Annotated in this window: 1 protein-coding gene; it reads right to left on the bottom strand. The window is 67.9% G+C overall.

Features of this window, described 5'->3' with window-relative positions; all coding sequences use genetic code 11:
* Positions 1-1116 (bottom strand): PP2C family protein-serine/threonine phosphatase (locus AB0I77_RS53595; RefSeq protein WP_363290335.1); only part of this gene is annotated, 1116 nt, incomplete at its 3' end.
* Between the last annotated feature and the right edge of the window lie 232 nt (positions 1117-1348).

The following is a 1348-nucleotide window of genomic DNA, read 5'->3' as shown; positions in this document are numbered from 1 at the left end:
GGTGCCGTGGACGTAGGCGCGCAGGTCCTGGCGGAGGTGGTCGAGGAGTTGGCGGGGCGGGGCAAGGACCCATCGGCGGACGCGCTGGGCGAGGGGGTAGAAGGTCCCGGTACCGTCGCGGGTCTCGCTGACGCCGTCGGTGTAGAGCAGCAGGCGGTCGCCGGTGCCAAAGGGGATGGTGTCGACCTGGTAGTGGTCGCCGAGCAGGGCGGCCATGTTGATGGGTGGTGACGGTGCGCTGGGTTCCACCTCGCGCACTTCGCCGCCGTGCAGCAGCAGCGGCGGAGGGTGTCCGCAGTTGAGCACGCGCGCGATCGGTTCTCCGGCGGGGATCTCCACGAGCACGATGGTGGCGAAGCGCTCCAGCGCATCGCCGGGCAGGTTCCGGGAGTAATGGCTCATGACGGTCTCCATATGTCCTGCCAGGGACGGCAGGTCGGGCGCGCTCATCCTCAGCACCCGGAACGTGCTGAGGATGACCGAGGCGACCTCGACGGCCGGAAGTCCCTTGCCGCGGACGTCGCCGATGATCAGCCGCACCCCGTACGGGGTCTGCATCGCCTCGTAGAAGTCGCCGCCGATGCGGGCCTGCGCGGCGGCCGCCTGGTAGAGAACCTCGACGTCGATGTGCCCGAGGTGATGCGGGACCGGGCGCATCAGCACGTGCTGCGCCGTCTCCGCCACGGCGCGGACCTGGGCGAGGGTGCGTTCCCGGTTCTGCCGTACCCGGCTGGCGTAGGCGGCGGCCAGGGTGACAGCCACGATCGCGATCAAGGTGAAGATTCCGGGAGTCCGGTCCAGAGTGTGGTCGGCGGCGGAGATGGCGAAGCCGGCAATCAGGGTCAGCAGCCCGATGCCCAGCGTGCCGGCCACGGAGAACATCGCCGCGGCCAGCGCCGGCGCCGCCCCGAGCAACCGGTAGAACTGCAGGTGGGGCGTGAAGAAGGCCGCCACCGAGGCCAGCACGATCACCAGCAGCGGAATCAGGAGCGCCGGCTCAAACGGCCGGCCCTCTTCCCGCATCCGCCGGGAGAGCCGCTTCGGGGCGATCACCTGCCCGAGCGACCGAACGGCGGTGCCGCGGGCTGCGATGACCCCCCTGACCTGCACACCCATGTTTTTTATCCTTAGGCGGAGACGGTTCGCAGAAGCCTGTTTGTGGACGGAACTACCTGAAATATGTCCATATGCCTCTGTCGCGCCACCACACTACGAGACAGTTTGCAGTAATGCAAACTTTCATCAGTGCAGTATGATGCCAGCGGATACGTCAGGAAGTCCTCCGCGAGGCGGTCCGGATAGAGGGGCTCCAGGACCATGTCGTCGTCGGCGGGCTGGTAGCAGGTCC

It is taken from the genome of Streptomyces sp. NPDC050619 (assembly GCF_040654815.1).
Taxonomy (GTDB): domain Bacteria; phylum Actinomycetota; class Actinomycetes; order Streptomycetales; family Streptomycetaceae; genus Streptomyces.
Note: the sequence above shows the minus strand (reverse complement) of the source record. Positions and strands in the feature narration are given on the sequence as shown.